This window comes from Mesorhizobium sp. B2-8-9, assembly GCF_006439475.1.
Taxonomy (GTDB): domain Bacteria; phylum Pseudomonadota; class Alphaproteobacteria; order Rhizobiales; family Rhizobiaceae; genus Mesorhizobium.
On record NZ_VFTQ01000003.1, the window covers coordinates 308844 to 333647 of the forward strand.

18 protein-coding genes are annotated in these 24804 nt (G+C 64.4%); 9 read left to right on the plus strand and 9 right to left on the minus strand.

Translation table 11 applies throughout. The annotated features are described in order from the left end of the window. Positions 1 to 14: 14 nt before the first annotated feature. Genes FJ423_RS05840 through FJ423_RS05855 form a run of 4 tightly spaced genes read left to right on the plus strand, consistent with a single transcriptional unit; the run spans position 15 to position 3887 of the window. Positions 15 to 1313 (plus strand): cytosine deaminase, encoded by a 1299-nt coding sequence (locus FJ423_RS05840; RefSeq protein WP_140839998.1) that lies wholly within the window; start codon positions 15 to 17, stop codon positions 1311 to 1313. Positions 1314 to 1315: 2 nt separating this feature from the next. Continuing rightward, positions 1316 to 2719, plus strand: coding sequence for an FAD-binding oxidoreductase (locus FJ423_RS05845; RefSeq protein WP_140840106.1), 1404 nt, complete (start codon positions 1316 to 1318; stop codon positions 2717 to 2719). Next, on the plus strand, positions 2719 to 3300 hold the full coding sequence (locus FJ423_RS05850; RefSeq protein WP_181174727.1) for an NAD(P)H-dependent oxidoreductase: 582 nt from the start codon (positions 2719 to 2721) through the stop codon (positions 3298 to 3300). Before FJ423_RS05845 ends, FJ423_RS05850 begins: the two co-directional genes overlap by 1 nt. Further along, entirely contained in the window at positions 3300 to 3887 is a 588-nt protein-coding gene (locus tag FJ423_RS05855; protein ID WP_140840002.1) for an NAD(P)H-dependent oxidoreductase, read from the plus strand. Before FJ423_RS05850 ends, FJ423_RS05855 begins: the two co-directional genes overlap by 1 nt. Positions 3888 to 4055: 168 nt before the next feature. On the opposite strand, the gene FJ423_RS05860 is transcribed toward FJ423_RS05855, so the two are convergent. The 4 genes from FJ423_RS05860 to FJ423_RS05875 all read right to left on the minus strand — a co-directional run bounded on the left by FJ423_RS05860 (position 4056) and on the right by FJ423_RS05875 (position 10821). Then, positions 4056 to 6503: an FAD-dependent oxidoreductase gene (locus FJ423_RS05860; protein ID WP_140840004.1), complete on the minus strand. Its 2448-nt coding sequence runs from the start codon at positions 6501 to 6503 to the stop codon at positions 4056 to 4058. After that, the gene (locus tag FJ423_RS05865; RefSeq protein ID WP_140840006.1) at positions 6500 to 7681 is read right to left on the minus strand and encodes a pyridoxal phosphate-dependent aminotransferase; all 1182 of its coding nucleotides are present in this window, start codon (positions 7679 to 7681) and stop codon (positions 6500 to 6502) included. The genes FJ423_RS05860 and FJ423_RS05865 overlap by 4 nt, the downstream gene beginning before the upstream one ends. Further along, a complete protein-coding gene (locus FJ423_RS05870; protein ID WP_140840009.1) occupies positions 7681 to 10134 on the minus strand; it encodes an FAD-dependent oxidoreductase in 2454 nt (817 codons plus the stop codon). The genes FJ423_RS05865 and FJ423_RS05870 overlap by 1 nt, the downstream gene beginning before the upstream one ends. A gap of 99 nt (positions 10135 to 10233) precedes the next feature. Then, a complete protein-coding gene (locus FJ423_RS05875) occupies positions 10234 to 10821 on the minus strand; it encodes an XRE family transcriptional regulator (RefSeq protein ID WP_140840011.1) in 588 nt (195 codons plus the stop codon). A 233-nt stretch (positions 10822 to 11054) separates the two neighbouring features. Here FJ423_RS05875 and FJ423_RS05880 point away from each other — a divergent pair, with 233 nt between their 5' ends. Continuing rightward, the gene (locus FJ423_RS05880) at positions 11055 to 11759 is read left to right on the plus strand and encodes a nitroreductase (protein WP_095764905.1); all 705 of its coding nucleotides are present in this window, start codon (positions 11055 to 11057) and stop codon (positions 11757 to 11759) included. 14 nt (positions 11760 to 11773) lie between these two features. Here FJ423_RS05880 and FJ423_RS05885 read toward each other — a convergent pair whose 3' ends face one another. The 5 genes from FJ423_RS05885 to FJ423_RS05905 form a co-directional block, all read right to left on the minus strand. Beyond that, complete coding sequence (locus tag FJ423_RS05885) at positions 11774 to 13156, minus strand: MFS transporter (protein WP_224545491.1); 1383 nt, start codon at positions 13154 to 13156, stop codon at positions 11774 to 11776. 225 nt (positions 13157 to 13381) lie between these two features. Then, entirely contained in the window at positions 13382 to 13969 is a 588-nt protein-coding gene (locus tag FJ423_RS05890; protein ID WP_140840108.1) for a sarcosine oxidase subunit gamma, read from the minus strand. A 7-nt stretch (positions 13970 to 13976) separates the two neighbouring features. Beyond that, positions 13977 to 16970: a sarcosine oxidase subunit alpha gene (locus FJ423_RS05895; protein WP_140840016.1), complete on the minus strand. Its 2994-nt coding sequence runs from the start codon at positions 16968 to 16970 to the stop codon at positions 13977 to 13979. Further along, positions 16967 to 17245 (minus strand): sarcosine oxidase subunit delta, encoded by a 279-nt coding sequence (locus FJ423_RS05900; RefSeq protein WP_140840018.1) that lies wholly within the window; start codon positions 17243 to 17245, stop codon positions 16967 to 16969. Before FJ423_RS05900 ends, FJ423_RS05895 begins: the two co-directional genes overlap by 4 nt. A 14-nt stretch (positions 17246 to 17259) precedes the next feature. Further along, a complete protein-coding gene (locus tag FJ423_RS05905; protein WP_140840020.1) occupies positions 17260 to 18519 on the minus strand; it encodes a sarcosine oxidase subunit beta in 1260 nt (419 codons plus the stop codon). 194 nt (positions 18520 to 18713) lie between these two features. Between FJ423_RS05905 and FJ423_RS05910 the strand changes: the two genes are divergently transcribed. The 4 genes from FJ423_RS05910 to FJ423_RS05925 all read left to right on the plus strand — a co-directional run bounded on the left by FJ423_RS05910 (position 18714) and on the right by FJ423_RS05925 (position 24704). Beyond that, a complete protein-coding gene (locus FJ423_RS05910) occupies positions 18714 to 21203 on the plus strand; it encodes a mechanosensitive ion channel family protein (RefSeq protein ID WP_140840022.1) in 2490 nt (829 codons plus the stop codon). Positions 21204 to 21394: 191 nt separating this feature from the next. Next, a complete protein-coding gene (locus tag FJ423_RS05915; RefSeq protein WP_095764911.1) occupies positions 21395 to 21658 on the plus strand; it encodes a hypothetical protein in 264 nt (87 codons plus the stop codon). A gap of 260 nt (positions 21659 to 21918) precedes the next feature. After that, on the plus strand, positions 21919 to 23352 hold the full coding sequence (locus FJ423_RS05920; protein ID WP_140840024.1) for a UbiA family prenyltransferase: 1434 nt from the start codon (positions 21919 to 21921) through the stop codon (positions 23350 to 23352). Next, positions 23352 to 24704 carry an FAD-binding oxidoreductase gene (locus FJ423_RS05925; RefSeq protein ID WP_140840026.1) on the plus strand — a complete coding sequence of 451 codons (1353 nt, stop codon included), beginning with the start codon at positions 23352 to 23354 and terminating at the stop codon, positions 24702 to 24704. The genes FJ423_RS05920 and FJ423_RS05925 overlap by 1 nt, the downstream gene beginning before the upstream one ends. Positions 24705 to 24804: the final 100 nt, after the last annotated feature.

Consider the following 24804-nt stretch of genomic DNA (forward strand, 5'->3'; position numbering starts at 1 on the left):
GCGGGGGCCAGGCCTTGATACCAACCTCTGGTTCTTATTGCCTGGCTAACGTTCGGCTTCATCGATCGCTCACGCCGGGTCTTGCCGCCGCTTTCGACTCGGACGGGTTTGCGCTTGCCAACATTACCATCACCAACGGCAAGATCGCCGATCTTGCCGCGCACGACCAGGCAGAGGCGCACCCCGGCGCGATCGACCTTGCCGGCCGCATCGTGATGCCGTGCTTCGTCGACTGCCATACCCATATCGACAAGGGCCATATCTGGCCGCGAAAGCCCAATCCGGACGGCACTTTCATGGGCGCACTCAATGCCACCGGCGCCGACCGCACCACGCGCTGGAGCGCCGAGGATGTCGCGCGCCGCATGGACTTCTCGCTGCGCTCGGCCTACGCGCACGGCACCAAGGCTATGCGCACGCATCTCGACAGCGTGCCGCCGCAGGAGGAGATCTCCTGGCCGGTGTTCGAAACGATGCGGGAAAAATGGCGCGGGCGCATCGAGCTGCAGGCGGCCTGCCTGCTCGGCATCGAAGGCGTGCGCGACAAGGCCTGGTTCGAACGGTTGGCGAAGCGCGTCGCCGCGGCCAAGGGCGTGCTCGGCGTCGTCACCTATATGGTACCCGATCTCGAGGAACTGCTCGACAAGGTGTTCGCCCAGGCGATCGAGCATGGGCTCGATCTCGATTTCCATGCCGACGAGACCGACGATGTCGCGGCCATCTCGCTGAAGAAGATCGCCGAGGCGTCGCTGTGGAACGGTTTCGAGGGCAATATCCTGGTCGGCCATTGCTGCTCGTTGGCGCGCCAGCCGGACCTCGAGGTGCTCGACACGCTGGACAAGGTGGCGAAGGCGCGGCTTGCCGTGGTGTCGCTGCCGATGTGCAATCTCTATCTGCAGGACCGCCGCAGCGATCACACCACCCCGCGCTGGCGCGGCGTGACGCTGCTGCACGAGATGAAGGCGCGCGGCATCAAGGTGGCGGTTGCTTCCGACAACACGCGCGATCCCTTCTACGCCTATGGCGATCTCGATATGCTGGAGGTCTACCGCCTGGCGACGCGCATCCTGCATTTCGATCACCCGGTCGGCGACTGGCCGAAGGCTGTAGCGGCGACGCCGGCCGAGGTGATGCGGCTCGACGGCGCCGGCACGCTGGCCGCCGGCGGCAGCGCCGACTTCGTTGTCTTCAAGGGGCGGAGCTGGACCGAATTGCTGTCGCGGCCCGAATCGGATCGCATCGTGGTGCGCGACGGCAGGGCGATCGAACGCCAACTGCCCGACTATGCCGAACTCGACGAACTGATGGTGTGATGATGGATATCGCAGCGCTGAAGCGCGATCTCGACGGGATCAAGCTCGACGACCATCCGGCCATCGTCCAGCAGAAGAGCCGCGACTTCTACTGGTACAGCCCGGTGCTGAAGGCGCAACTCGATCACATCAAAGGCGACCTGATCGTCACGCCGAAGAACGAAGATGAAGTCATCCGCGCGCTTGCCGCATGCCACAGGCACGGCGTTCCGGTGACGCCGCGCGGCAGCGGCACCGGCAATTATGGGCAGGCGATGCCGCTGTCGGGCGGCGTGGTGCTGAACCTCGCCGAGATGAACGAGATCAAGACGATCGCGCCGGGGCGGGTGGTGACCGGGCCGGGCGCGGTGCTGGCCGACATCGACAAGGCGACGCGGGCGCATTCCGGACAGGAGCTGAGGCTCTCGCCCTCGACCTACAACACCGCCTCGATCGGCGGCTTCATCGCTGGCGGCTCCGGCGGCGTCGGCTCGATCAATTTCGGCGGCTTGCGCGATTTCGGCAATGTGCTGCGGCTGCGCGTCGTCACCATGGAGGCCGAGCCCAAGGCGCTCGAGCTCACCGGCGAGGATCTGCACAAGGTGACCCATGCCTACGGCACCAACGGCATCATCACCGAGGTCGAGATGCCGCTGACCGCCGCCTATGATTGGATCGACGTCATCGTCAGCTTCGACAAATTCATGGGTGCAGCCCGCTACGGCAACGCGCTTGCCTGCCAGGACGGCATCCTGACCAAGCTGATCACGCCGATCGCCGCACCCGTGCCGCAGCTCTATTTCAAGCGGCACCAGAAATTCTTGCGCGAGGGGCAAAGCATCTGCGTCGTCATGGTCGCGAAGCACGGGCTCGACGCCTTCCTGGCCTTCACCCGGCGCGCCGGCGGCGAGGTCATCTTCAATGCGGCGACCGCGACGGACGAGGACAAGAAGGGCCTGCCGCCGGCTTATGAGCTTGCCTGGAACCACACGACCCTGCGCGCACTGCGCGTCGACCCGTCGATCACCTATCTGCAGTCGCTCTATCCGTTCCCCAACCAGTTGGCGCTGGTCGAGAAGATGGACGCGATGTTCCCAGGCGAGGTGTTCTCGCATCTGGAATTCGTGCGGCTCGACGGCAACATCACCTGCTTCGGCCTGCCGCTGGTCAAGTTCACCACCGAGGCGCGGCTCAACGAAATCATCCGCCTGCATGAGGAGAATGGCTGCCCGATCTTCAACCCGCACCGCTACACGCTGGAAGAAGGCGGCATGAAGCAGACCGACGAGATCCAGCTTGCCTTCAAGCGCCAGACCGATCCGCAAGGGCTGCTCAATCCCGGCAAGATGATCGCCTGGGAAAACCCGGACTATGATTATCGCTCCGGCCGCACGTTCCTGTTCAAGGGATTGCAGAAGGCGGGGTGATGAAAGTCCTCGTGCTTTACGCTCATCCGGTGGAGACCAGCTTCAACGCCAGCCTGCACAAGACGATCGTCGAGCGGCTCGCCGCGGCGGGGCATGCGGTCGACGACTGCGACCTCTATGCCGACGATTTCGACCCAAGGCTGACACGCGCCGAGCGGCTCGGCTACCACGACCCGCGCGGGCCGGACGACGCGGTCGCCGGCTATGTCGAAAGGCTGAAGAATGCCGAAGCGCTGGTGCTGTCGTTTCCGGTCTGGAACTATGGCTATCCGGCAATCCTGAAAGGCTTCTTCGACCGCGTCTTTCTGCCCGGCGTGTCGTTCAAGCTGGTCGACGGCAAAGTGCAGCCGACATTGCACAACATCCGCAAGCTCGCGGCCATCACCACCTATGGCGGCAGCCGCTTTCGCGCCATGCTGATGGGCGACCCGCCGCGCAAGATCGTCAAGCGCATGCTGCGGGCGACCATCAAGCCAGGCGCTCCCGTCTCCTATCTCGCGCATTATTCGATTAACCTATCCACAGACGAGACGCGCAAAGTCTTCATGGCGAAGGTCGCGGCGACGATGGACGCCTTCTGATGCGCGTGCTGGTGGTCTATTGCCATCCGGTGCCGGAAAGCTATTGCGCGGCGATCCGTGACATGGCGGTGGAGGTGCTGAAAGGACGGGGCTGGGACGTGCGGCTGCTCGACCTCTATGCCGAGAATTTCGATCCGGTGATGAGCTGCGAGGAGCGGCGCCTCTACAACGACCGGGCGCCGCAAGACGCTGCGCTGACGCCGCATTTCGAGCATCTGCAATGGGCGCAGGCGATTCTCTTCATCTACCCGACCTGGTGGTACGGATTGCCGGCGATGCTGAAGGGCTGGTTCGACCGCGTGTGGGCGACCGACATCGCCTTCAAGCTGCCGGCCGGCAAGGGACGCATCACGTCGCTGATGCGACACGTCACCAAGGTCGGCGTCATCACCACCTGCGGCGCGCCGACCTGGTGGAGCGTGGTCGTCGGCCAGCCGGGACGCAAGACGATTTTACGCGGCATGCGGGCGCTATGCGCCACGCGGTGCAAGACGTTTTTCCTGGCGCATTACCTGATGGATGCCTCGACACCGAAGAGCAGGGCGGCTTTCCTGGCGAAGGTGAGGGCGAGGTTGGAGGGTTTTTGAGGGTAGTGCAAGTTCCCTTCTCCCTTTGTGGGAGAAGGTGGATCGGCGCGTAGCGCCGAGACGGATGAGGGGTGTTCCAGCGGAGTGAGACGCTGGCTTCCCTGGAGCACCCCTCATCCGTCGCCTTCGGCGACACCTTCTCCCACAAGGGGAGAAGAGCAGACCGCGCTACATCCTCACCCGTTCCGCCTTCGGGTCGTACATCGGCTTCAGCGAGGCTTCCGCGGCGAAACGCTCGCCGGCGATTTCCACCTCGTAGGATGAGCCCAGCACATCCGCCTCGCTCTCGCCTTGGCAGGGCACATAGCCAAGCCCGATCGCGCCGCCGAGATGGTGGCCGTAATTGCCTGATGTGATCGGGCCGACAATCCGGCCGTCGCGCAGGATAGCCTCATTGTGGAAGAGCAGCGGCTGCGGGTCCTTCAAGCGGAACTGTACCAGCCGGCGTGACAGGCCGGCTTCCTTCTTCCTGAGCACAGCGTCGCGGCCGATGAAGCCGGATTTGCTCGTCTTCACCGCAAAGCCCAGGCCCGCCTCCAGCACATTGTCCTCGTCGGTGATGTCGTGACCGAAATGGCGGAAGGCCTTCTCGATGCGGCAGGAATCGAGCGTATGCAGGCCGCAAAGCTTCAGGCCGACATCGGCGCCGGCTTCGGCGATCACCTCGAAAACATGGCCCGCTTGCTCGGTCGATACATAGAGTTCCCAGCCGAGCTCGCCGACATAGGTGACGCGGTGGGCGCGGGCGAGACCCATCCCGATCTCGATCTCCTGAAAGGTGCCGAACGGATTGGTCTCGTTGGAAAAATCGTTCGGGCTGACCTTCTGGACCAGTTTTCGCGCTTCCGGACCCATGACACAGATCGCGGCTTCGGCCGCGGTGACGTCGGTGATGACGACGAACTCGTCGGCGATGTGCTTGCGCAACCAGGCGAGGTCGCGCTGCAAAGTGGCGCCTGGCACGACCAGGAAATAGGCCGTCTCCGAAAGCCGGGTCACGGTGAGGTCGCTCTCGATGCCGCCCCTGGCGTTGAGCATCTGCGTGTAGACGATCTTGCCCGGCGCGACCTCCATGTCGTTGGCGCAGAGCCGCTGCAGGAAGGCGCAGGCATCGCGGCCTTCGACGCGGATCTTGCCGAAGGAGGTCATGTCGAACAGGCCGACGCCGTTGCGCACCGCGAGATGCTCGTCGCGCTGGTTGTCGAACCAGTTCTGCCGCTTCCAGGAATAGCGGTATTCGCGCTCCTGGCCTTCGCGCGCGAACCAGTTGGCGCGCTCCCAGCCCGCCACCTCACCGAAGACGGCGCCGCGCGCCTTCAAATGCTCGTGCAAAGGCGAGCGGCGCACTCCGCGCGAGGTCGCCATCTGGCGATAGGGGAAATGGTCGGCATAGAGCAGACCGAGCGTTTCGGAGACGCGCTCCTTGAGGTAGCGGCGGTTCTTCTGGAAGGGCTGGGCGCGGCGGATGTCGACTTCCCACAGGTCGAACGGCGCCTCGCCGTCATTGATCCATTGCGCCAGTGCCATGCCGGCGCCGCCGGAGGAGACGATACCGATCGAGTTATAGCCGGTCGCCATCCAGTAGCCGGAAAGCTCGGGCGCTTCGCCGAGATAATAGCGGTCGTCCGGCGTGAAACTCTCCGGGCCGTTGAAGAAGGTATGGATGCCGGCGGTGCCCAGCATCGGCATGCGGTTGACGCCCATTTCGAGGATGGGCTCGAAATGGTCCATGTCCTCGGGCAACTGGTCGAAGCAGAAATCCTCGCGGATGCCGTCCATGCCCCAGGGTTTCGCCACCGGCTCGAAGGCGCCGAGCATCATCTTGCCGGCATCCTCCTTGTAATAGGCGCACTCGTCCGGCACGCGCAGCACCGGCAAGCGGGAGAGGCCGGGGATCGGCTCGGTGACGAGATAGAAATGCTCGCAGGCATGCAGCGGGATGGTAACGCCGTTCTGCCGACCCAACTCGCGCGCCCACATGCCGGCGCAGTTGACGACGATGTCTGTCTCGATCGTGCCTTGCTCCTCGCCCTGTGTCCAGGAGACGCCGGAGACGCGACCGTTCATCGTGTGAACCTTGGTGACCTTCACATTCTCGATGATCGTCGCACCCCGCTGGCGCGCGCCCTTGGCCAGCGCCATGGCGATGTTGGCGGGATCGCACTGGCCGTCGAGCGGCAGATGCACGGCGCCAACCACATCCGAGACGTTGAGATGCGGGTACATCTCCTTGACCTCGCGCGGCGAAATCTCGCGCACGTCGACATCGAAAGCGCGGGCGAGCGACGCCTGCCGGTAGATCTCGTGCTTGCGCTCCTCCGTCAGCGCGACGGTGATCGAGCCGACCTGGCGCATGCCGGTGCCGACATCGGTCTCGGCTTCAAGCTTGACGTAGAGATCGGCCGAATATTTCGCCAGTCGCGTCATGTTCTGGGAGCCGCGCAACTGGCCGATCAGCCCGGCCGCATGCCAGGTGGTGCCTGAGGTGAGCTGCTTTCGCTCCAAGAGCACGATGTCGGTCCAGCCGAGCTTGGCCAGATGATAGGCGACCGAGCAGCCGGAGACGCCGCCGCCGATGATTACCGCGCGGGCTTTGGCCGGGATGGTCTTGGTCATGCGGCCTCGCGGCGATAGTTGGAAGCGAAACGGCGAACGCGAAGCGCTGCTTCCTTGAGGACGGGTTCGGGCTGGCAGAGGCTGATGCGGATGTGGCCGGCGGCGGCTTCGCCGAAGCTCGATCCGGGCATCACGCCGACCTTTTCCTCGTCGAGCAGCGCCCAGGCGAATTTCTCGTCGTCGGGTTCGACCGCGGAGACATCGAGCATGATGTACATGCCGCCTTCGGAGCCGCGCACGGTGACTTCGTTGGCTCCGCGTATGGCATCGAGGAAGATCGCGCGCCGCGCGGCGTAACGCTCGGCGATATCCTTCACGCCATAGTGGTTTTCAAGCGCCTCGGCGCAAGCGATGGAGATGAAGGCTGGCAGGCCGTAGGTCGTGACCAGATTGAGGTCGGTCATCAGCGCGATCATCGCTTTCGGCCCGGTCAGCCAGCCCATGCGCCAGCCGGTCATGCCGTGGCTCTTCGACATGGAGTTGATGACCAGGGTGCGCTCGGCCATACCGGGCAGCGAGCGCGGCGAGATGTGCTCGCCGCCGCCGAGCGTCCAGTAGACCTCGTCCGACAGCAGCCAGAGATCGTGCTCCTTGCAGATTTCGGCCAGCCGTTCGAGCCGTTCGCGCGAATAGACGGCACCGGTCGGGTTGTTCGGCGTGTTGATCAGGATGGCGCGGGTGTTGGGCTTGAGCGCGGCGCGGATCATGTCTGCGCGAGGTTGAAATCCATCTTCGGCCGGTGTCTCGACCACCGTGAAGCTGGCGCCCGCGGCGCTGAAGGTGTTGGGGTAGGTGGCGTAGTAAGGCGCTACTACAATGGCGTGGTCGCCCGGGTCGAGCACGCCCTGCACGGCGGCGTAAAGCGCTGCCTGGCCGCCAGGCGTGGCGATGACCTCGTCGGGTTCCGTGAGGATGCCGGCGCAAACGGTCGCGGCGGCGGCCATCGCCTTGCGCAGGCGCGGCAGGCCGGGCAGCGGCGTGTAGTGATGGTTGCTGCCGCGCACGGCAGTCACGCAGGCTTCGATGGTTTCCGACGGCGTGTCGAAATCATGGTCGCCGACCGAGAGCACAATGATGTCTTCGCCGGCCTGCTTGCGATTCCAGGCGGCGAAATGGACCTCCCAGCCGTCCTTGCCGGAAGGCACGATACCGGTAATGCGTTCTGATGGCTTCGGCATCAGGCTCTCAACCTCTCATTCTTCGGATCCCACAGCGGCTCGTCGTTCTGGACGATGGCTTTGAAGCGATCGCCAAAAATCTCGACCTCGACCGCCGTGCCCGGCTCCGTGAGATCCGTGCGCAGCATGCCGAGCGCGATCGACTTGCCGACGCGGTGGCCCCAGCCGCCCGACGTCGTCTCGCCGACGATCGTGCCCTCATGCCAGAGCGTCGACATATAGGGTGCGTCGCAGTCGCCGGGGTTCTCGACAACCAAAGTGACGAAGCGCTTCTTCACGCCCTGCTGCTTCTCGTTGAGGAGAGCCGCCTTGCCGCGGAAGTCTGGCTTGTCCCATTTGACGAAGCGCTTCAGGCCGCCCTGCAGGATCGAATAGTCGGTCGAGAGGTCGCCCTTCCAGGTGCGGTAGCCTTTTTCCAGCCGCAGCGAATCCAGCGCATACATGCCGAAGGGTTTCAGCCCGTGCTTCCGGCCGGCGGCCCAGACGGCGTCGAAGACGGTCGCCGTGTCAGCGACCTTGGTGTGGATCTCCCAGCCGAGCTCGCCGGCGAAGGAGACGCGCACCAGCTTCGCCCAGCGCCCGGCAATGGTTGTTTCCTGATGCGTCAGCCAGGGCAGCGTCAGGTCGGCGTCGCAGACTTCGGCAAGGATCTTGCGCGAGTTCGGGCCGGCAAGGATTTGCGTTGAGTATTCCTCCGTCCGGTCCGTCAGCGTGAAGGCCGCGTCGGCGGGCATGCGCGACTTCAGCCATTCGAAATCATGCCACTGCGCGACAGCCGCAGTGATCAGCGTCATCTGGTCTTCGCCATGACGCACCACCGACATCTCGGTGACGATGCGGCCCTTGTCATCGGCGAAATAGACCAGGCCGATGCGGCCCGGTTTCGGCACCAGGCCGGTGACCTGCAGCGCCAGCCAATCGGCCGCGCCAGGGCCTTCGAGATTGAAGCGCGAGAAGCCGGGCAGGTCGAGGATACCGGCGGCGTCGCGCACGGCAAGGCATTCCTCGCGCACGCGCTGCCGCCAGGGGCCGTCGCGGCGGAAGGTGAGGGTAGACTCTTCGGAAGTATCATCGCCGGGTTGTGCGTACCAAGTCGCGCGCTCCCAGCCATTATAGGCGTCGAACTGGCCGCCCAGCGCCTTGATGCGATCATGCAGCGGCGACAGCTTACGGTTGCGCCCCTCCGGCCAGGCATGGCGCGGGAACTGGATGGCGTATTCGTTGCCGTAGATCTCCATACCCTTGGCGACGCAATAGTCGGGCGCCGAGGCGAAGCTGGTGAAACGGCGCGGATCGCAGGACCACATATCCCATTCGGTCTGGCCTTCGGTGACCCATTCGGCCAGCACCTTGCCGGCGCCGCCGCCTTGCGCGATGCCGAAGGTGAAGACGCAGGCCTCGAAGGCGTTCGGCACGCCGGGCATCGGCCCGATCAGCGGATTGCCGTCCGGCGCGTAAGGAATCGGGCCGTTGATCACCTTGGAGAGGCCGGCGGTGCCGAGGATCGGCACGCGGGCGACGGCGTCGGCCAGGTAATGCTCGAGGCGGTCGAGATCGTCGGGGAAGAGCTGGAAGGAGAAATCCTCCGGCATCGGATCGTTGTGGGTCGCCCAATGCGCGCGGCAATTGCGCTCATAGGGGCCGAGATTCATGCCGCTCTTTTCCTGGCGCAAGTAATAGGACGTGTCGACGTCGCGCAGCAGCGGCAGCTTGCGGCCCTGTTCCTTCGTCCACGCGGCAAGCTCGGGGATTTCCTCGAACAATATGTACTGATGACTCATCACCATCATCGGCACGTCGCGCCCAAACATCTTGCCGACTTCGGCGGCGCGGTAGCCGGCCGCATTGATGACGATCTCGCAGCGGATCTCGCCTTGCGGGGTGGCGATCACCCATTCGCCGTTCTCGCGGCGCACGCCGGTGACCGGGCAGAAGCGGATGATCTTGGCGCCCATGTCACGCGCGCCTTTGGCCAGCGCCTGGGTCAGCTGAGCCGGGTCGATGTCGCCGTCGCTCGGGTCATAGAGCGCGCCCTTCAACTCATGCGTCTCGATGAAGGGGTAGCGGCGCTTGATCTCGTCGAGGCCGACGACGTCGATATCCATTCCCTGGTAGCGGCCCATGCCCTTGGCGCGCTGGAATTCCTGCATGCGCTCCTTGGTATGGGCGAGCCGGAGCGAGCCGGTTACATGGTAGTTCATCGGATAATCGACCGCTTCGGCCAGACCCCGGTAAAGCTCGGTCGAGTAGCGCTGCATGTTCATTAGCGACCAGGACGAGGAGAAGGTCGGCACGTTGCCGGCGGCATGCCAGGTCGAGCCTGAGGTCAGCTCGTTTTTTTCCAGAAGCACGCAATCGGTCCAGCCCGCCTTGCAGAGGTGATAGAGCGAGGAGGTGCCGACGACGCCGCCTCCGATGATCACCACGCGTGCCGTGGTCGGCAAACCGGCCATTTCTTCCTCCAGAGTCTCAGCGCTTCGCGCTTCGATTTTTGTTTTTGATGCATGTCGTTATCCCAAAACCGCTTCGCATTTTTGGGCGACATGCATTGATCAATAAACAGGCGGCGAAACCACCCAGATGACAACTGCCGGCTCGGCGCCGGGATTGCGCCAGCGGAACGGCTTGCCCTCGAAGCGGAACGAATCGCCTTCGCCGAGACGATGCCAGACGCCGTCGATCTCGATCTCGAACGTGCCCGACACGACATAGCCCGCTTCTTCCGTCGGACGGCGCGCTTCCGTCTTCAGCTCTGCGCCTGGCGCGAAGACCGAGCGAAGCATCTCGAAGCTACCGCCGAGATCGGGCGACAGAAGCTCCTCCACCAGGCCGGATTCACTTGTGCCAAGCGAACGGCGGCTGCCGGCGCGCACGACCACGCCGCGTTCCTGCTCGACAGGCACATCATGGCTGAAGAACAGGCTGATCGGAACATCGAAGAGGCTGGCGAATGCCCGCAAGTCACCGAGCGAGGGAACCGAGAGGCCGCGCTCGACCTGGCTGACCCAGCCGACCGACCGGCCGAGCTTGAGGGCGATCTCGGCCAGGGTGAGGCCGCGCGCCTTGCGAAGCGCACGGATGTCGCCGGCCAGCAGCCGGTCGCCATTATCCTGCTCCGATCGGGCTGTAGTCGAGCTCAAGCGTATCTCGTGAAAAAATCCGGATAAATTTCATGAAGCGGTAAAGTCATGAAAAAATCAAGGGGATTTTCATAACCCGCAAGATTTACTTGCGCGATTTTTGAGGTTGAGGCAAAGCCACGATCACGAACGGCGAGTGGGGACGTCCGGTCGGGGACCAATACAGTTTTAGTGTCTGCGGATGGTCGCCATGGAACCGGTTGCAGTTCCGGCCATGCGCGAAGGGACGGCCCATGCTGGAGAAGAATAGCCGAATCGCCATGGACGCGGCGATCGTCGACGACGCGATCCTGTCGCGCCGGTCGGTGCGCGCGTTTCTGCCCGATATGGTCGATGACGACACGATCCGCGCGATCCTGGCGGTCGCCGCCCGCGCGCCTTCGGGCACCAACATGCAGCCCTGGCGCGTCTATGTGACCAAGGGCGAGGTCAAGCAGCGCATCAGCGACGCCATCCTCAATTCCGGCATCCGCGCAGAAAAGGCTGAGTGGGACGAGTACCGCTACTATCCCGACCAGTTCTTCGAACCCTATCTCACCCGCCGCCGCGCCAACGGCTTCGGGCTCTATGGCGTGCTGGGCATCGGCCGCCGCGAGGTCGACAGGATGCGCGCCCAGCACGACCGCAATTTCATCTTCTTCGATGCTCCCGTCGGCATGATCTTCACGATCGACCGGAGGCTGAACCAAGGGTCGTGGATCGACTACGGCATGTTCCTGCAGAACATCATGGTCGCGGCACGGGGCAGGGGACTGCATACCTGCCCGCAGGCGGCCTTTGCGCCCTATCACCGTCAGATCAGGCCGGTGCTCGATATTCCCGACGAGGAGATCGTCGTCTGCGGCATGGCGCTCGGCTACGAGGACACCTCGAAGCCCGAAAACGAGTTCCGCACCGACCGCGCGCCGCTCGAGGACTGGGTGACGTTCGCGAAGTAGCGTCGGCTGAGGCGTCAGTCGGTGCTCATATGCGCGCTATGGCCGCTGACATGGGCGCCGTCCTGCGGCGTCAGCCTCAGATAGGCCGACAGCGCGCAAAGGGTGATCAATCCTTCGATGACGAACAGGATGCGGTAGTCGTTGATGCCGGCCTTGCCGCCGCCGGCAAGCAGTGACAGCAGCGCGGCCGCGAGGCCGACGCTGATCGCCACCGCCAGCTGCCACAGGATGTAATAGAGCGCGCTGAAGCGCGCGAGCTGCTCCGGCGCGATGTCCGAATAGGAGAGATTGCCGGTCGAGGCCCATTGCACCGAGCGGAAGACGCCGAAGGCGAAAATATAGGCAAGCACGATCCATGCCGGCAGGCTCTCCTGCATCAAGGCGAAGCCCGCGACCAGCAAAGCGACGATCGGCGTATTGGTGACCAGCACGCGCTTGAAGCCGAAACGGTTCAAAAGGCGCGGCATAAAGAAGCGCATGATCAACGACCCGATCGCGGCCACGAAGGTCAGCGATCCCGCCTGCACGGCGCTCATGCCGAAGCCGAGCTGGAACATCAGCGGCAAGAGGAAGACCACCGAGCTCAGCCCGATGGTGTCGAGGCCGCCGCCCGTCAGGAAGGAGATGCGGAAGGTGCGGATGCGCAAGAGATTGAGGTCGAGCAGCGGATTGCGCGCGCGCAGGCAGTAGAAGGCGGCAACCGTCAGGATGACGATCGCCAGGCCGAGCTCAAGCGCCATGCTGCTTGCGGCCACATCTTTCGCAGCGACCGAATCCATGCCGAAGACCAGCAGCGTCATGCCGCAGCCGACGAGCAGGAAGCCTGGCAAATCGAACGGCGTGCGCACCGGCTTGGTCGTCGTCGGAAACAGGGAGGCGGCCAGCAGCGCCGCGGTCAGCGCGATCGGGATGTTGATGTAGAAGATCCAGCGCCAGGAGACGTAAGTGGTGAGCGCGCCACCGACGAGCGGCCCGACCAGCGGCCCGGATTGGCCGGCGAGCGAAATATACATGTTGATCTTCAGCGTGCGGTCGCGCGGGAAGCTCGACAGGATCACGACCTGACCAAGCGTGCCCATCAGCGCGCCGCCGCAGCCTTGCAGGGCGCGCGAGCCGACCAGCATCCAGATGTTTTCCGAAAGGCCGCACAAGGCCGAGGCGCCGGCGAAGACGAGCAGCGCGAAGCAATAGACGTTGCGCAGCCCAAAACGGTCGGCCAGCCAGCCGCCAAGCGGCATGGTGACGATGAGGCTGGCGACATAGACGGTGATCAAAAGGCCAAGCTGGCTTGGCGGCCGGTCGAGGCTCTCGCCGATGCCGGGCAGCGCGGTGACCACGACGTTCTGGTCGAGACTGGTCATGAACACGCCGCAAGCGACGGTTGCCGGCAACAGCATCGACGGACCCTCCGCCGGAGCAAAGCGGGTCGTGGCCGTCGCCGAAGTCTCAACAGTCATGGAAGGGTATGGTCGAACGAGTTGCCTGAGCGGACGTTTGCCCTGGCAAACGCCCGTGATTCCTTACCTATCGCGCCTGCTGGCCCAGCGCTCAAGCAGCAGTTGTAGCCGTCGATAATGCCAGATGCCGCCTGACCAATGCTAAGCCAGCAACGCCCGAGCGGGCTATTGCACTTCGTAACCGACTTCCTCCGAGGCGTGGCACAAGGCCTTCCAGAAGGAGCGCGCGAAGGAGCGGAAGACGTAGATGTCGAACTGGTCTGGGCCGCTGCGCTGGATCTGGGCGAAGATGTCGTGATGGTTGGTCGAACGTCCGGCGCCGAGTGGAAAGGCCGGCAAGGCGAAATCGATAGCGAAGAACTTCGCCATCACCCATTCAGCCTTCGGGCCGGCGATGCGGATCGCGGTGCGGCCATGCGAGAGATCGGTCATCGTACCGACGGCCGGCGTGATGGCGCCTGCGAAGGTTTGAGCAAGCCCCTCCGCTTCGTCGACCACGGTGAACTTTCCCGGCGCGAAGCCGAAGGCGGCGCGGGCGCCGCTGCTCACGCCGCCGCCGGCGCCGTCGGGCAGAGCGAGACCGGTGAGCTTGCCGATAATTTCGATCAGCTGCTTCTCTTCACCCGGCCATGCGGCGAGCTGCAGGATCGAGCCCGGCCGCGTCTCGGACAGAATGACATCGACGCCATGTTCGAAATTGCCGTGCGAACCCGGATGATAATCAGGCTCGAGCGGCGATTGGCGTTCGGGCAAATGCTGCTCACCCATGCATGCGGCTCCCGTCCGGATCGTAGAAATGATTGGAGACGATCTCGACCGGCCCAAACCGGTTGCGCAACGGATCCGAGACGAAGGCGCGCGTTCCATGGCGCGCCTTGCCGCCCTTGACCAGCGCAAGCGCAATGTATTTGCCCAGCGCCGGCGAATAGCAGCAGGCGGTGATGTGACCGAGAGAGTCGTGCGGATTGTCCTCGTCCAGTTCCTCGACGATATGGCCGCCGCCGTTGAGCGGCCGGTTGTCGAGGGCGATCAGTCCGACCAGTTCGAGCCGATCAGGCGCGATCAGGCCTTCGCGGTCCATCATGGCCGAGCCGATGAAGGGCTTCTTCTTCGACAGCATCCAGTCGAGATGGAGGTCGCGCGCCGTGGTGCGGCCGTCGATCTCGGCGCCAGTGACATGGCCCTTCTCGATGCGCATCGTGCCCAGCGCCTCGAGCCCGTAGGTCACAAGGCCGAACGGCTTGCCGGCCTCGATCAGGGCCTGCCAGACATGGGTGCCGTAGCCGGCGCCGGAATAAACCTCGAACGCCATTTCGCCGGAGAAGGACAGGCGGCAGATCATCACCGGCACGCCGGCGATCTGGCCATGGACGATGCCCATGAAGGGTAGCGTAGCGTTGTCGACGGCGGTGCCGGTGACGCAAGAGGCGAGGATGGCGCGCGCGTTTGGGCCGCCGATCGCCGCACCCGCCCATTCATCGGTGACGGAGGTGACGGTGACCTTCAGCTCCGGCCAGATGACGTCGAGGAAATACTCCAGATGCTGCATCACCTTGCCGGCATTGGCGGTGGTGGTGGTCATCAGGAATTCCTGCTCACCGAGCCGCCAGGTGGTGCCGTCGTCGAAGGCTAGCCCATCCTCGCGCAGCATCAGGCCGTAACGGGCCTTGCCGACCGCGAGCGTAGAAAACATGTTGGTGTAGACGCGGTCGAGGAACTCCGCCGCGTCCGGTCCCTGCACCGCGATCTTGCCCAGCGTCGAGACATCGACGATGCCGGCGCTTTCGCGCGTGGCCTTCGCTTCGCGGACATAGGCCTGCTCGACCGTCTCGCCGGGAAGGCCGTAGATCATCGGCCGGTACCAGAGGCCGGCCGAATACATCGTCGCGCCGTTGGCGATGTGCCAGTCATGCATCGGCGTCAGCCGCTCGGGCTTGAGGTCGCCGAAACGCTCGGCAGCAAGGGAGCCGATCGAAACCGCCGTGTAAGGCGGGCGAAAGCGCGTCGTGCCCACCTCGGGGATCGGCTTGCCGAGCGCCTCGGCCATGATCGCAAGGCCCGGCACATTGGAGTTCTTGCCCTGGTCAGTCGCCATGCCGAGCGTGGTGTAGCGCTTCAGGTGCTCGACCGATACGAAGCCTTCGCGATGCGCCAGCCGCACGTCCTCGGCGGTGACATCGTGCTGGAAGTCGACGAAGCTCTTGCCCTTGGCCTTGATCTCGAAGACCGGCGCTGGATCGGGATCGCCGGGGGCGGCTTCGACGATCGGCAGGGCTGCGGGAGCCGCCGTTCCGCCGGCGGCCGAAACGCCGGCCGCGCGGCCCTCGGCGATGGCTTCGGCGGTGGAGAAGCTGCCGGTGAAGGCGCCTGCGCCGATCCAGCGCTGCGTCGGCCTGGGCGGCAGGAAGGCCTGCCTGGCCGGGTCCCATTCAGCCTTGGCGCCCGCCTGGCTGGCGAGATGAATGGTCGGCGACCAGCCGCCCGACATCAAAAGGCTGTCGGCATGGATGCTGCGGGCATCGCCGCTGAGCGCACCGCTCGTGGCGTCGAAGCGCTGCACCTTGAGACCGGTGAGGGCCTTGCCGCCCTCGGTCGCAACCACGGCGTGGCCGTCCAGCAGCTCGGCCTCGGCTTCGCCGGCGAGCCGGCGCATGTCGTTCGAGACGTCGGCGCGGACATCGACGATGGCAACAATGGTCGCGCCGGCCTTCTTTAACGCAACGGCCGAGCGGTAGGCGCTGTCATTGTTGGTGAAGAGCGCGATGCGCTGTCCCGGCAGCACGCCGTATTCGTTGACGTAACGTTCCGCCGCATGCGCCAGCATGACGCCGGGACGGTCGTTGCCCGGAAACACCAGCGGCCGCTCGAAGGAACCGGTGGCGAGCACCACCGTGCCGGCGCGGATCGCCCAGTAGCGCTGGCGCGGCTCGCCCTTGGCTGGCGTTTCCTTATGATCGGTCACCCGTTCGAGGGCGGCCAGCGTGTTGCCGTCGTAATAGCCCCACACCGTCGTGCGCGGCAAAAGCCGCACATTGTCGTTGCCTCCGAGCTGCGCGACCGTGCGCTGGGCCCATTCGGCGGCAGGCATGCCGTCGATGGTTTCGCCCGACCAGTTGGCGGAGCCGCCAAAATGGGCTTCGAGATCGGCGAGGATGACGCGGGCGCCCTGGTCGGCGGCGGCTTTCGCCGCCATCAGGCCGGCCGGACCGGAGCCGACGACCAGCACGTTGCAAAAGGCGTTCATGCGCTCGTAGCGAGACGGATCGGGAGCGGTGCCAGCCTTGCCAAGGCCGGCGGCGCGACGGATGAAATGCTCGCAGAACATCCAGAAGCGCGTGCCCTTCAGCGGGCCGATCACCGGCCCCATGAAGGTCTTGTAGTAGAAGCCGGCCGACAGGAGCTTGCCGCCGAGCTGGTTGAGGGCGCCGATATCCCAGGCGAGCGAGGGGGTACGGTTCTGGCTGACGGCGACGAGCCCGTCATAGATCTCGACCATGGTGGCGGCGATGTTGGGCTCGCGCACTTCGCCGCGCAGCACCGTCACCAGCGCGTTCGGCTCCTCGACGCCGGCGGCGAGCAGGCCGCGCGGGCGGTGATATTTGAAGGAACGACCGAACAGCGTCACGCCATTGGCGAGCAGCGCCGAGGCCATCGTGTCCCCGGCATGGCCCGTATAGGGCGCACCGTCGAAGGTGAAGCGGATGGTGCGCAGCCGGTCGATCCGGCCGCCGGTCTCGGTGCGGCGCGGGCTCACGAGCGGCCCTCCGCCCTGTGGCCGCCGCGAGCGAAGGCGGTGCTCAGTATCTCATGCGTGAGCGTGTTGCGCACGACCCTGAGATGCGCGCGGCAACCGCCGGAATGCTGCCAGATCTCGTTGTGGTCACCGGCCGGATTGAGCCGGTCGTAGACATAGGCGTTCCAGGCGTCGAGGTCCTGCGAGGCGGGCTGCGGCCGCTCGCGGTTGCCGTCGCCCTGGTAAGTGAATTCGATGACGTCGCGCGGGCCGCAATAGGGACAGGTGATCAGCATTTTCAATCCAACCCCTAGTGCAATCTGGGCGTCGCGCCCTGGCCTTTGTCGTCGATGACAAGGCCGCGGTAGAACCGGTCGAGCGTGAAGGGCGCGTTGAATTCGTGCGGCTCGTCCTTGGCAATGGTATAGGCAAAGCACCAGCCGGAAGCTGGCGTCGCCTTGAAGCCGCCATAGCACCAGCCGCAATTGAGATACATGCCCGGCAGCGGACCGGCGGCGATGATCGGCGAGCCGTCCATCGTCATGTCGCACAGCCCGCCCCAGGAGCGCAGCATGCGCACGCGTGCCAGGCCGGGAAACAGCGCCACCATCTCGCTCATCACCTCGTCGACGATCGGAAGGCTGCCGCGCTGGGCGTAGCTGTTGTAGCCGTCGAGGTCGCCGCCATAGACCAGGCCGCCCTTGTCGGATTGCGAGATGTAGAAATGGCCCATGCCGAAGGTGAGAACGGTGTCGACGACAGGCTTCAGCGATTCCGAGACGAAGGCCTGCAGCACGTGGCTTTCAATCGGCATGTGCGAGATGCCGGCAAGCTGCATGACGCGGCCGGTGCTGCCGGCAACCGCAAGCGCGACCTTCTTGGCGCGGATTTCGCCGCGCGTCGTCGAAACGCCGGTGATGCGGTCGCCGTCGCGCAGGAAACCGGTGACCTCGCAATTCTCGATAATATCGACGCCGCGCCGATCGGCGCCGCGCGCATAGCCCCAGGCGACCGCGTCGTGCCGGGCCGTGCCGGCGCGCGGCTGCATCAGCCCGCCAAGGACGGGAAAGCGCGCCGACCCGGAGACATCCAGCGCCGGCACAAGCCGCTTGATCCGGTCGACGCTCATCAGCTCGGCGTCGACGCCGAGATGGCGCATGGCGTTGCCGCGCCTGGCATAGTCGTCGAGCTGGGCTGGCGTGTGCGCGAGGTTCAGGCAGCCGCGCTGCGAGAACATGACGTTGTAGTTGAGGTCGTGCGAGAGATTCTCCCACAGCTTCATCGAATGTTCGTAGAAGCGGGTGTTCTGCGGCAAGAGATAGTTGGAGCGCACCGCCGTGGTGTTGCGGCCGACATTGCCGGAGCCGAGCCAGCCCTTTTCCAGCACCGCGACGTTGGTGATGCCGTGTTCCTTGGCGAGATAATAGGCGGTCGAAAGACCATGGCCGCCGCCGCCGATGACGATCACGTCATAGGAAGCCTTGGGGTCCGGCTTACGCCAGGCGGGCTTCCAATCCTTGTTGCCGGTCAGCGCGTTCTTGAGCAGCGAGAAGGCTGAATATTCCGCCATTCTTCCTATCGTCCTTATGGTGCGAGGCGGCAGACTATAGAGCAGGCGGGAAGCGCAAAGCCAAGATTGCGCCATCGCTTTTCGACAGGCCGACTATCGTCGGCACGATCGGGACGGCTTGCCGCCCGATATGCCGGTCTTTATCAAGGGCGGAAATTTCGAGAATTTTTCGGCCGCGAGTCGCCAACAAAATCATGTTCTTCCGCCTGCTGCGCCTGGTTCTGGTCGTCATCGTCGCTGCCTTCGCGCAGCCGGCGCTGGACGCGTCGGCGCAGGCGATCGGCCATGGCTCGTCACAACTCATCGCCGACCAGACCAAGGCCATCCAGGACCTGACGGCCAGGACCGACGGCCTGGAAAAGAAACTGAGTGACCCCGACCAGGACGATGCGGGGCTCGTCGACATCCGGTTGCAGCTCGAGGATATTTCGCGCGCGGCGCTGAACAGCGCCCTGGCATTCCGGCAGCGCCTCACCGACATCAACAATCGCGCGGAGGTTCTCGGCCAGCCGCCAGCGCAGGGGCAACCCCCGGAGCCGGTGATCGTGAGCAATGAGCGCAGCGCGCTCGCCACGGAAAAAGCTCAGATCAACGCAGTCGTCGCCAGCGCGCAAAACCTGTCGATCCGCGTCAACGGCTTGGTCGACAAGATCGCCGTCATGCGCAGCGAGCTTTTCCGCAGCGTCATCACCAAGCACTACGACCTGACGGACGCACTGAGCCCGCAGGCCTTTTCCGACGCGCATGACCAGTTCACGGGCCTCTATAAGGCGGTGTCGTCCTGGGCGAGCTTCGCCGTCAGGTTCAAGTTCCAGGCGATCCTTGCGGCGACGCTTATGGCGCTGGCGCTGGCGGCGGTGCTTTTGATCGGCGGCCGGCGCCTGTTCGGCCGAATATTCGAGGCCGACCCGACCGTGGAAGATCCTTCCTATCTCAGCCGGCTGTCGGTGGCATTCTGGTCGACGCTGCTGCCGTCCCTGGCGCTCGGCGTCTTCTTCGCCTCGGCCGTGTTCTTCTTCAACTATTACAATGTGCTGCGCGGCGATATCGGCACGTTCCTCAATGCCTTGCTGACGGTGATCGCCATGGTGTTCTGCGTCAACCGGCTGACCAACGCTGCGCTAGAGCCGCGCCTGCCCAATTGGCGCCTGATCCCGGTCGCGACCGGTTCCGCGCGCTGGCTCGTCGGACTGACGACCGCCATGGCGCTGGTACTCGGGTTCAATTACTTCCTGTCGGTCGTCAACGAGAAGATGGGTTCGCCACTTTCGCTGACGATCGCGAGGGGCGTTGTCGCCAGCATCATCGTCGGCGTCATCCTCGTGCTGATGGGGTTGCTGCGGCCGTTCAGGGCGGCCGACGGCTCATGGCGCCCCTGGCCGGCCTGGCTTCGTTTCATCGCCATCGGGCTCGGCCTGTTCACCATCGCGGCGGCGCTGCTTGGCTATATCGGCCTGGCGCTTTTCGTCTCGTTCCAGGTCGTGGTGACCGGCACCGTGCTGGTGACGGCCTATATCGGCTTCCTGTCGGCACGCGCGATCGGAGAGGAGGGCGGCTTCGCCGACACTTCGGTCGGGCGATGGCTTTCGGAAAACTCCAGCTACGAGGATACCGCCCTCGACCAGCTCGGCCTGGTGGTCAGCATCGCCATCAATCTGATGATCGTGGTGGTGTTCCTGCCGCTGATCCTGTTGATGTGGGGCTTTCAGCCCGGCGATATCGAGGCCTGGGCCTACAAGCTGGCGACCGGCGTCACGATCGGCTCGGTGACCATCTCCTTTCTCGGCATCCTCAGCGGCATCGTCGTATTCGTCATCGGCTATTTCCTGACGCGCTGGTTCCAGGGCTGGCTGGACGGATCGGTGATGGCGCGCGGCAAGGTCGATGCCGGCGTGCGCAACTCGATCCGGCTCGGCGTCGGCTATGCCGGCGTGGCGGTCGCGGGCCTGGTCGGTATCTCGGCGGCGGGCATCGATCTTTCCAATCTGGCGCTGGTTGCCGGCGCGCTTTCGCTGGGTATCGGCTTCGGCCTGCAGAACGTCGTCTCGAATTTCGTTTCGGGCCTGATCCTGCTTGCCGAGCGGCCGTTCAAGGTCGGCGACTGGATCGTGGCGGGCGACGTCAGCGGCACGGTGCGGAAGATCAGCGTGCGTGCCACCGAGATAGAGACCTTCCAGCGGCAGGCGGTGATCCTGCCCAACTCGAACCTCATCAACAATGCGGTCGGCAACTGGACGCATCGCAACAAGCTCGGGCGCATCGACATCAAGGTCGGCGTTGCCTATGGCAGCGACGTCAAACGCGTCCATGCCGTCCTGATGGATATTGCGCGCGCCCATCCGATGGTGCTGAAGAATCCCGAACCATTCGTTCTCTTCGCCAATTTCGGGGCGGCCGCGCTCGAATTCGAGATCCGCGTGTTCGTCGCCGACATCATGAACGGCAGCGTCGTCCAGAACGATATCCGCTTCGCCATCTTCGATATCTTCGAGCAGGAGCAGATCGAGATACCCTCGACGCCGCGCGCCGTGGTCGAAACCAAGAAGCACGAGGCCTGGCCGATCGACGACGACAAGATCGAAGCCGAATTCGCGGAGCGCGAGAGGCTGGAGGCGGAAGCCGCGGCCGAGCGGGAACGGCTGGCCAAGATGAAGCGCAGGGGCCGCAAGCCGGACCCCGGCTGAGGTGTGTCGACATTCGGATGAGGCCGGCCTGCAAATGGCCACACGCTGCGCTCATCCGGCGCCGAAACCGATTGTGGCATGAATGCGGCATTCAGTTGCGGTTCAGGTAACATCTCATATAAGCTTCGATGCAAAGGGCGAGAATGCCTTGCAAATTTGAACAGAGGCGGTGTGCGAACACCGGAATTGCAATGTGGAAGTCTGTCGTTGCCGCCATCGCTTTGCTGGCCCTTGGCGGTTCGGCTTTCGCCGCCAGCGCGATCAACAGGGACGCTCAGACGCGGACCCTGGTCGTGACCGAAGGCGGCGCCAAGAGCGAGCTGACGCTTGCCGCCGGCGAGACGGTGGAGTTCTGCTCGAGCGGCTGCTTCGTCACTCTGCCCAATGGTGACCTCGAAGCCCTGACCGGCTCGGAAACGGTCGAAATCTCGGGCGGCGCGGCCCGCATCAAGTAACTCTCGCCACAGAGAGTGGCGCCGCAGGATTGGCAAAGGCCGGACCGATGTCCGGCCTTTTATCGTTTCCGGTAGCCGACACTTAACGACGATGGCGAAAAACCGGTAGGACAATGCTCTGCAACCGGACGTTTTAACGTTCGCTGCGTCATGACCCGCTATATCCGACCCGAGGACGCCGGCATACGGCGTGGGTTGAGTTGGCGCGTGATCTTTCCGTGATCGGAGTTTTGGGATCCGCGCTCGATCGGGGCAGGGCAATGGACGCGAGGTCGGACAGGAACGCAATTCCGCTTGCGGTCGATCTCGACGGTACGCTGATCGCAACGGACCTTCTGTGGGAAGGCCTGTTCATCCTGCTCAAGAAGAACCCGCTCTATGTCTTTCTCCTGCCACTCTGGCTGATTGGCGGGCCGGCCCGGCTGAAGCAGGAAATCGCCGGCCGCATCGACATTGACCCGGCCTCGCTGCCTTACCGCCAGGATCTGCTTGACCGGCTGCGCGCCGAGCATCGGGAGGGTCGCAAGATCGTGCTGGCGACGGGAACGCCGCGCAAATTCGCGGAGGCGATCGCGGCGCACCTTGGCATTTTCGATCATGTGCTGGCGACCGACGGTCCGCACGACATGACCTCCGGCAGGAAAGGCGCGGCACTTGTCGCCGCCTATGGCGATGCAGGCTTCGACTATGCCGGCAACAGCCGGCACGACCTCAAAGTGTTCGATGCAGCGCGCAACGCGCTCGTGGTGGCGCCCGACCGCAGCGCCCGGCGCTGGCAGGCGGCGCATCAAGCCGATGCCATGCCCGCACCGAGGCCGGCGCTGAGGATCTACATCAAGATGCTGCGCATGCATCAGTGGCTGAAGAACGCGCTGATCGCCGTGCCGATGGTGCTGTCGCACGAATATTTCAACCCGAACATGATCTGGGAGTGCCTGCTGGCATTCGCTTCCTTCAGTGCCGTGGCGTCCGCCATCTATATTCTCAACGATTTCTTCGACCTCGCGCTCGACCGCAAGCATCCGACCAAGCGCAACCGGCCTTTCGCCAGCGGCGCATTGTCGATCCCATTCGGTCTCGGCGCGATCGCTACGCTGCTTGCGATCGGCATCGCCGCGGGCCTCTTCCTTCCGATCGAATTCCTTGGCGTGCTTGCCGGCTATTTGGCCGTCACCACCGCCTATTCGCTGTCGTTCAAGCGCATGCTTCTGATCGATGTGCTGACGCTTGCGGGCCTCTACACGATCCGCGTACTGGCGGGCGCGGCCGCCACCGGCGTCGACGTCTCCTTCTGGCTGCTTGCCTTCTCGATCTTCTTCTTCCTGTCGCTGGCGCTAGTGAAGCGCTTCGTCGAGTTGCGCACCACGGCCATCCCGCCCGGCGAGCGCATCGCCGGCCGCGGCTATCGTATCGAGGACCAGGAAATCGTCGCCCAGGCCGGCATGGCGTCGGCTTTCTCCTCGGCGCTGGTACTGGCACTCTATATGGACAGCCCGGCGGTGCGCGAGCTCTATCCGCATCCGTGGCTGATATGGCCGCTGGCGCCGATCGTGCTTTATCTCACGATGCGCGTCTGGATCCTCGCCCGTCGCGACGAGATGCATGACGACCCGGTCGTCTTCATCATCCGCGACTGGCGCAGCCAGATCGTCGTCGCCATCGGCGCGGTCTTCCTCGTCGCCGGAGGCTGGTGATGAGGCACGAGCGCTTCGGCAGCTTCGGACTGGCGACGCCGCCGGCGCGCAAGGCGATCCCGGCGGACGAGGCGATCGCTTTGCTTAAGCGCGGCGAGGCGAAGACCGGATCGCTGCTTGGATACGGCAATGGCCGCTCCTATGGCGACAGTTGCCAGAACGATGCCGGCATGGTGGTCGACATGCGGCCGCTCAACCGCATCCGTTCCTTCAATGCCGAGGCCGGCGTGCTCGAGGCCGATGCCGGCACGCTGCTTTGCGATATCATCGCTCATGCCGCGCCCTACGGCTTCTTTCCGGCCGTGGTTCCAGGTACCCAGTTCGTGACGCTGGGCGGCGCGATCGCCAACGACGTCCACGGCAAGAACCATCATCGGCGCGGCACCTTCGGCTGCCATGTCGAGGCTTTGACGCTGCTTCGGTCCGACGGCCGGACCTATCGCTGCTCGCAGACCGACAATGTCCGATTGTTCGGAGCGACGATCGGCGGCATGGGGCTGACCGGGCTTATCCTGTCGGCATCGATCAAGCTGATGCGGGTGCCCTCGCTCGACATAGTGGAAAGGGCGACGCGGTTTCGCGATCTCGGCGAATTCTTCGATCTTGCCGAGGCTGCCGACCAGACCAACGAATATGCCGTCGCCTGGATCGATCAGCTTGCCAGCGGACATGGGCACGGTCGCGGGCTGTTGTTCACGGGCAACCATGCCGAACACGGCTCGCACGCGGCGGCGCGCGCCGGCAGCCGGTTCTCCGTGCCGGTGCAGCTACCATTCAATGTCCTCAATCGGCCCTTCCTCACCGTCTTCAACGCGGCCTACCGCTGGAAGAAGGGCAAGTCCCAGGCTCCGCACCAGGCAGGCTATCAAGGCTTCTTCTTTCCGCTCGACGGGGTCCGCGACTGGAACCGGCTCTACGGTCCGCGCGGGCTTTTCCAGCACCAAAGCGTGGTGCCGGAGGCCAATGCGCGCCGCATCGTGCCTGCGCTGCTTGAGGCGGCGCGGCGGGCGGGCGAGGGGTCGTTCCTCACAGTGCTCAAACGCTTCGGCGATGTCCGCTCGCCGGCGCTGCTGTCGTTCCCGCGGCCCGGCTACACGCTGACGCTCGATTTCCCCAACCGGGGCGAAAGGACGTTGCGGCTGCTCGCCGAACTCGACCGCATCGCAGTCGAGGCGGGCGGCGCGGTGAACCCCTACAAGGACGCCCGGATGGGACCTGAGACATTCGCCGCGTCGTTCCCGCAATGGCAGCAGCTGGAGGCGCTTCGCGACCCTGCTTTTCTGTCGAGCTTCTGGATACGGACGGCAAAAAGACTGGATGCAACGAAAGGTGTTTTTGAAGCCGCAGAATAGATAAAGGTCAGATAAACCATGGTAAATGAAAGGTTATACCATGATTTACTCAAAGCATCGTCGAGGCTTCACGAAATCTTTGTGGGTTTGTAATAGGACC